Origin of the sequence: Phenylobacterium sp. (genome assembly GCF_036402295.1) — a bacterium.
GTDB lineage: Bacteria > Pseudomonadota > Alphaproteobacteria > Caulobacterales > Caulobacteraceae > Phenylobacterium.
In genome coordinates this window covers 1-5617 of record NZ_DASWTE010000466.1, presented here as the reverse complement: position 1 = coordinate 5617, position 5617 = coordinate 1, and the positions used below count along the sequence as shown (strand labels likewise).

The 5617-nt window shown below is 70.9% G+C and carries 7 protein-coding genes and 1 pseudogene; 2 read left to right on the top strand and 6 right to left on the bottom strand.

What is annotated here, in order from left to right; all coding sequences use genetic code 11:
• The 5 genes and pseudogenes from VGD44_RS26010 to VGD44_RS25990 form a co-directional block, all read right to left on the bottom strand.
• Positions 1-978 (bottom strand): annotated as a pseudogene (locus VGD44_RS26010) (hypothetical protein); the annotation flags it as partial.
• Between the two features lie 85 nt (positions 979-1063).
• Entirely contained in the window at positions 1064-1828 is a 765-nt protein-coding gene (gene mddA / locus VGD44_RS26005; protein WP_331091630.1) for a methanethiol S-methyltransferase, read from the bottom strand.
• A gap of 162 nt (positions 1829-1990) precedes the next feature.
• Complete coding sequence (locus VGD44_RS26000) at positions 1991-2389, bottom strand: glycine zipper 2TM domain-containing protein (protein ID WP_331091628.1); 399 nt, start codon at positions 2387-2389, stop codon at positions 1991-1993.
• 479 nt (positions 2390-2868) lie between these two features.
• Positions 2869-3228: a hypothetical protein gene (locus VGD44_RS25995; RefSeq protein ID WP_331091626.1), complete on the bottom strand. Its 360-nt coding sequence runs from the start codon at positions 3226-3228 to the stop codon at positions 2869-2871.
• 64 nt (positions 3229-3292) lie between these two features.
• Positions 3293-3433, bottom strand: coding sequence for a hypothetical protein (locus tag VGD44_RS25990; protein ID WP_331091624.1), 141 nt, complete (start codon positions 3431-3433; stop codon positions 3293-3295).
• Between the two features lie 192 nt (positions 3434-3625).
• Between VGD44_RS25990 and VGD44_RS25985 the strand changes: the two genes are divergently transcribed.
• Complete coding sequence (locus VGD44_RS25985; RefSeq protein WP_331091622.1) at positions 3626-4585, top strand: hypothetical protein; 960 nt, start codon at positions 3626-3628, stop codon at positions 4583-4585.
• Between the two features lie 27 nt (positions 4586-4612).
• Here VGD44_RS25985 and VGD44_RS25980 read toward each other — a convergent pair whose 3' ends face one another.
• Entirely contained in the window at positions 4613-5140 is a 528-nt protein-coding gene (locus tag VGD44_RS25980) for a DUF1993 domain-containing protein (RefSeq protein ID WP_331091620.1), read from the bottom strand.
• A gap of 156 nt (positions 5141-5296) precedes the next feature.
• Between VGD44_RS25980 and VGD44_RS25975 the strand changes: the two genes are divergently transcribed.
• Positions 5297-5617, top strand: a 321-nt coding sequence (locus VGD44_RS25975; RefSeq protein WP_331091618.1) for a YciI family protein, incomplete at its 3' end; no start/stop codon positions are given.

The following is a 5617-nucleotide window of genomic DNA, read 5'->3' as shown; positions in this document are numbered from 1 at the left end:
GCCGAAGGCCGTGTCGTTCCCGTCGCCGGCGGTGATCACCAGCTTCGCCGAGCCCTGGTAGTTCGACGCCGAGATCAGGTCGTCGCCGGTCCCGGTGTCGACGGTGAAGGTCTCCACCGACAGCGTGTTCACCTGGCCCGCGGCGCCGTTGACGTCCAGCAGGATCGCGTCGCCCTCGGGCGTCGCCTGGCCGCCGAACACACCCACGGTGTCGTTCCCGGCCCCGCCGCGCAGCGCCAGCACGTCGGCCCCTTCGCCGCCGTCGAAATTCACCGTCACGCCGCCGGCGATCGCCGAGGCGTCCAGGGTGTCGCCGCCACCACCCGCCGCGATCGCCAGCCGGTCGATCGACTCGGCGTGGCCCACGCGGACCGCCGCGGCCAGGCCGCTGACCGAGGTGACGCCGCCGCTCGTGGCCAACGCCAGGGCCTCGCCGGCCGATCCGCCGCTCAGCGCCACGACGTCGGCCTGGCCGTCGCCGCCGCCTGCAGAGCCGAGATCGATCTCGACCTGCCGCACTTCGGTGGCGCTCAGGTCGCCGATCACGAAGCGATCCGCGCCGCCGGGCGCGCCCGTGAACACCACGCGCTCCACATTGTCGAGGTCGAGGGTCACAAGTCCCACGTCGCGCGTGAGAATGGCGTGCCCGGCCTGGTTCGCGAGGCTGATGATCTCGCTCACGTCGCCGGTCTGGAACAGCAGCGCGTCGACGCCCTTGCCGCCGTCGATCGTGTCGCTGCCGTCACCCGGAGACCAGGCGAAGGCGTCGTTGCCTTCGCCGCCGCTCAGGAGGTCGGCGTCGAGGCCGCCGGCGATGTAGTCGTCGCCGCGACCGCCATCGATGGTGTCGTTGCCGGCGCCGCCGAAGATCGCGTCTCCGGCGCTCGAGGGCCGCGCCGCGCCCACGGCGATGACGCCGGGCGAGACGGTGGCAGGCGTGATGATTTCGGCGGCGTCGCCGCCGGTGAAGGTAGCCATGGGGAATTGCTCCGGGGGATGTGCTTGGGGAAGCCGGCCGGCCGCGCGCGCCGAGGCGCTTGCGGCTCAGGCCGGTTGAGGGGGATCAGCCGCGCGTGACGCGCGACGGGGTGGAGGCGTTACGCCGGACGCCGAGCCGCGGCACGAGCATCGGCGTGCGGCGCCGGTAGTTCAGGTACTGCTCGCCGAACACGTCGACGAGGTCGCGCTCTTCGAGCTGGATGGCGATCAGGATGTAGGCCGTCGTCATCACGGCGAACACGAAGTGGGCCACGGTCATGGTGGGCGCCGCCCAGAAGATCACCAGCCAGCCGACGTAGAGGGGGTGGCGCACCAGCTTGTAGAGGGTTGGCGTGTAGAACTGCGGCGGGACGGGCTGATAGCCCATCAGCCGATGCCAGACCTGACGCAAGCCGAACAAATCGAAGTGGTCGATCAGGAAAGTCGAGTAGAGCAGCAGCGCCCAGCCGAACAGGTAGACCGCGATCACTGCCGAAAGCACGACGCCTTCGGTGCGCCAGATGACGCCGCCGATGGGCTGCCACAGGACGAACAGCGCCACCATCGCCAGCGAGGACGCCAGCACATAGGTGCTCCGCTCCACCGGTTCCGGGACGATCCGCGTCCACCAGCGCTTGAAGGCCGGCCGCGCCATGCCGCTGTGCTGGATCGCAAAGGCGGCCAGGAGGCCGAGGTCGATCGCGAGCGCTTCGATCAGCGGGCGCGTGGGCGCGCCGTCGAGGCTCGTCGGCGTCATGAAGCCGCCGACGAACCCGATGGCGTAGACGAAGACACCAAGAAAGATGGCGTAGCAAAGCACGCCGTAGATGAGAGTTGCGATGCGGGACACGCCGTCCTCCTGCTCCGTTCTGCGGGCGGGGTAGATGACGGAGCGGGCGTCCCCGGTCTTCGGGGGAATCCCCTATTTTTCGTGTCCGACCCTGAGGTCGGGCCAAAAAGAGGGGCGCTGCTCGCGCAGCGCCCCAGTCGGTGTGTGCTCGGGGGAGGAGACTTAGCGGCGGTAGCCGTAGCTGTCGTAGTAGTCGCGGTCGTACGAGCTGCCGCCGTAGTAGCTGCGGCCGTAGTAGCTCTGGCGGTAGTCGCCGCGGTCGTAGGTCCGGTAGCGGCTGTCGCGGTAGTACGGGCGGCTCGTGCGGTAGCCGTAGCCGCTGCGATAGCGGCGCCGGTCGTTGTCATTGTCGACCGCGGCGCCCACGGCCGCGCCGGCCACGGCGCCCAGGAGCACGCCCTCGGTCTTGCCGTCGCTGATCGCCGCGCCGGCCACGCCGCCCAGCAGGGCGCCCAGCAGCGCGCTTTCGGTCTTGGAGGCCGCGGCCGCCTGGCTCGCCGGCAGCGCCACGGCGCCGGCGACCGTCAGGGCCATCACAGCCTTCGTCATCTTGTTGGTCATGGCTCTAACTCCTTCAGCCAGCGCCGGGAGCGGGGGCTCTGCGGCGATCTTGAGCCTGAAGTTAGCGGGCTGCGCCTGAACGCCCTCGGAGCCGGTCGTTCATATGCGCGACAGGAAGCCGGACACGAAAAGGGCCCCGCGAAGGGGGCCCGAGACGCGGCCTGGGGAGGGAGCCGCGAGAGGGGAGGACGCTCAGACGGCGCCGGCCACACCTACGGTCGCGAACGCGATCACCAGGCCCAGCATCGCCGTCAGCAGGACCGGAGCGGCCGCCGCTTGAATGAGGCTACGCAGGGACGAGAGGATCATGACGTCGGGGCCTTTGCGGTCTGGGGAGGCCCCGTGGGGAAGCGAGGCCGTCCGTTGCGGACACCCCTTTATAACCCTGCTTCGATTACCCAATGATCAGCGATTTCGCACTGTCGCTATGCGTTTTCTGTGCAGACGCGGTGCGCGCCTTCTGGCGGCGGCCTGCGGCCTCAGCGGAAGGCCAGGCTGAGCTTGGCGCCCACGAACCGCCCCGACGGGTCGACGCCGCGCGCGGCGGCTGCGCCATTGCGGTCGGCGCCCGGCTGGATCCCGCACAGGAACCCCAGCGCGCCGGTCAGGTCGTCGCCCGCCAGCCGCCGGTCGATGGCCGTGCGCGCGACGCCGGCGCGCTTCAGAGCATGCGCCTCGGCCGACCTGGGGTCGAGCGACAGCCTCACCGCGGGCGCGGGCGCGAGGCCCGGCCGCACCGCCTGGGCCAGGGCCTGGGACGGCGACAACATCTCGGCTTGCGCGGCGCCGGCCATCAGGCCCAGCGCCAATCCCAGGCCAATCGCTCTCGCACCGCTCATCGCCTGCTCCATCGGCTCGCCCGCACCCTAGCACAGCTACGGCCCCACCCCGGCCCGCGGATGCTCAGACGAGCCCCAGCAGCGCCGCGCCCATGAGTATCAGGCCCAGCACCGGGATCGCCACGACGCCCCAGCCCGTGGCGTTCGCCTCCAGCCAGTTCCCAAGCTTAAGGCTGAGCGTGCTCGGCGGTTTCGATCTGCTCACCATGAAGTCAGTATAAAAACTACACTACAGGAACGCCAAGCGATAAACGACATGCAGACGAGCTTGGCCGCGTTCAAGCTCGCGTGACCGAGGGCGGCCCGGCCGGGCCAAAGCTCCACCATATGGACGCCGGCCGGCCGACGACGCTACGGTCGGGGAAATCTGCGCGGGCGCAACCGGGGGGAGAGCGCGTTGAGTCGGAAGAAGGGCGGGGCGAACCGCACCACACTGTTCGTGTTCCTGGGGCTGGGGGCAGCCGTCGCCGCCGGACTGGCCCTCTGGATCGCGGGCGACGTCGGCCGGGCGGGCAAGGAGGCCGAGGCGGCCGCGAAGGACGTGCCCGTGCTGCCGGCCGGGCCGCTGCAGTTCGTCATGTCCAACTCGAACGAGGCCACGTACCTCGCGCTCGACACCGTCCGCCGCGCCGAGAGCCAGGTGACCGCCACGGTCCTGAAGGTGGGCCGCACGACCACGTCCATCGAAGGCGGCGGCGCCCTCGTCAGCGCGACCGCCACGGTCGACTGCGCCGCCGACCGCATCTTCGACGGCAAGGTCGGCGCCTTCGACGTCGAAGGGAAGCTGCTCAGCGCCACCACCGGCTTCTCCGGCAAGCGCGGTCGCGTGGTCGAGCCGTCGGACTACCAGGTCCCGGCGCTCTGCCGCGGCGAGAAGGGCCGCGTCGTGCCCGACCGCCACACGGCGCAGCGAGAGTCCCAGGCTCTGCCCGACGCCGTCGCCGCCCGCGCCGAGGCCGACGCGAAGGACGCCGACGCCTGGGCCTGGCTGTGCGCCGCCGGCGCCCGCGACCGCTGGCGCGCCAAAACGCCCGCCGACTGCGCCCACGCGCTGGAACTGCGCCCAGACGACGCCGCCACCCGCCTCGACCGCGCCTACATCTTCCTGAAGATCGGCCGCAACGCCGAGGCCGCAGCCGACATCGCCAAGGTGCTCGCGGCCGACCCGAAGAACGCGACGGCGCTCTACGCCCGCAGCCTGCTGACCGGCATCCAGCGCCGCGGCATGGCCGGCGTCACCGCCAGCCGCGCGGACCGTTGCGCCGCGCTCGCGCTGGAGCACGACGTCGCCAACTGGGCCGCGCGCACCTACCAGATCCAGATGAGCCGCGAGTTCCGGATCTGCGAACCGGGCTGACGCGCCCGGCCCGCAGCCCGGATCGCGTCAGGCCGCAAGCGCCTCGGGGCGGCTGCCGGCCAGGTAGTCCACCTTGCCCAGCGGCACGCCAGCGGCGCGCAGCAGGGCGTAGGCCGTCACCACGTGGAAGTGGAAGTTCGGCAGCGAGAACTGGAACAGGAAGTCGCGCGCCGTCATCTTCAGCACCCGCCCGGGCAGCGGCAGCTCGACCGTCCGCTCGGGATCGCCGTCCACCTTGGCGCGGTCGACGGACTCCACGAAGGCGATGGTGTTGGCCACGCGAGCTTTCACCTCAGCCCAGGTGGTCTCGGTGTCCGGGAAGCTGGGCGGCGTCACGCCCGCCAGCCGCGCAGCCCCGCTCTTGGCCGCGTCGCTGGCCAGCTGGATCTGGCCGGTGAGGGTGGCCATGTCGGGCGCCAGCCGCTTGTCGAGGTAGGTCGCCGGGTCGACCCCGCTGGCCTTGGCGTGCGCCTCGGCCTTGTCGAGCAGGGCCGCCAGGTTCTTCAGCATCAGCACATAACCGGGGATCGAGGCGTCGTAGAGGGATACGGCCATCGGGGGCGCTCCAAAGCTTGGGTTTGAAGCGTCACAGATGGGCGCCTGTTGCTGCGCCGGTAGTCACACTCGGCGGCGATTTTTTCTAATGTCGGAGTTTCGCCGCACCGACCGTCCTAGGGTTGCGCCGGCGCGCAAGAAGCCGAGGGACCCCGCATGCTCTACGCCATCCTGGCCTACCACGAGGAACGCATCATCCAGGACATGAGCGCCGCCGAGGACGGCGCGCTGATGACCGGCCTGCTCGCCGTGCACCACCGCCTGACCGACGAGGGCAAGATGGGCCCGGCCGGCCGCCTGGGCGCCACTGAGCTCGCCGCCACGGTGCGCGGGACGGGCCGCGGCGTGGTCACCGACGGCCCCTTCGCCGAGACCAAGGAGCATTTGCTGGGCTTCTACGTCGTCGACTGCGCCACCCGCGAGGCCGCCATCGAAGCCGCCCGCGACCTTAAGGAGGCCAACCCCAGCGCCGTCTAC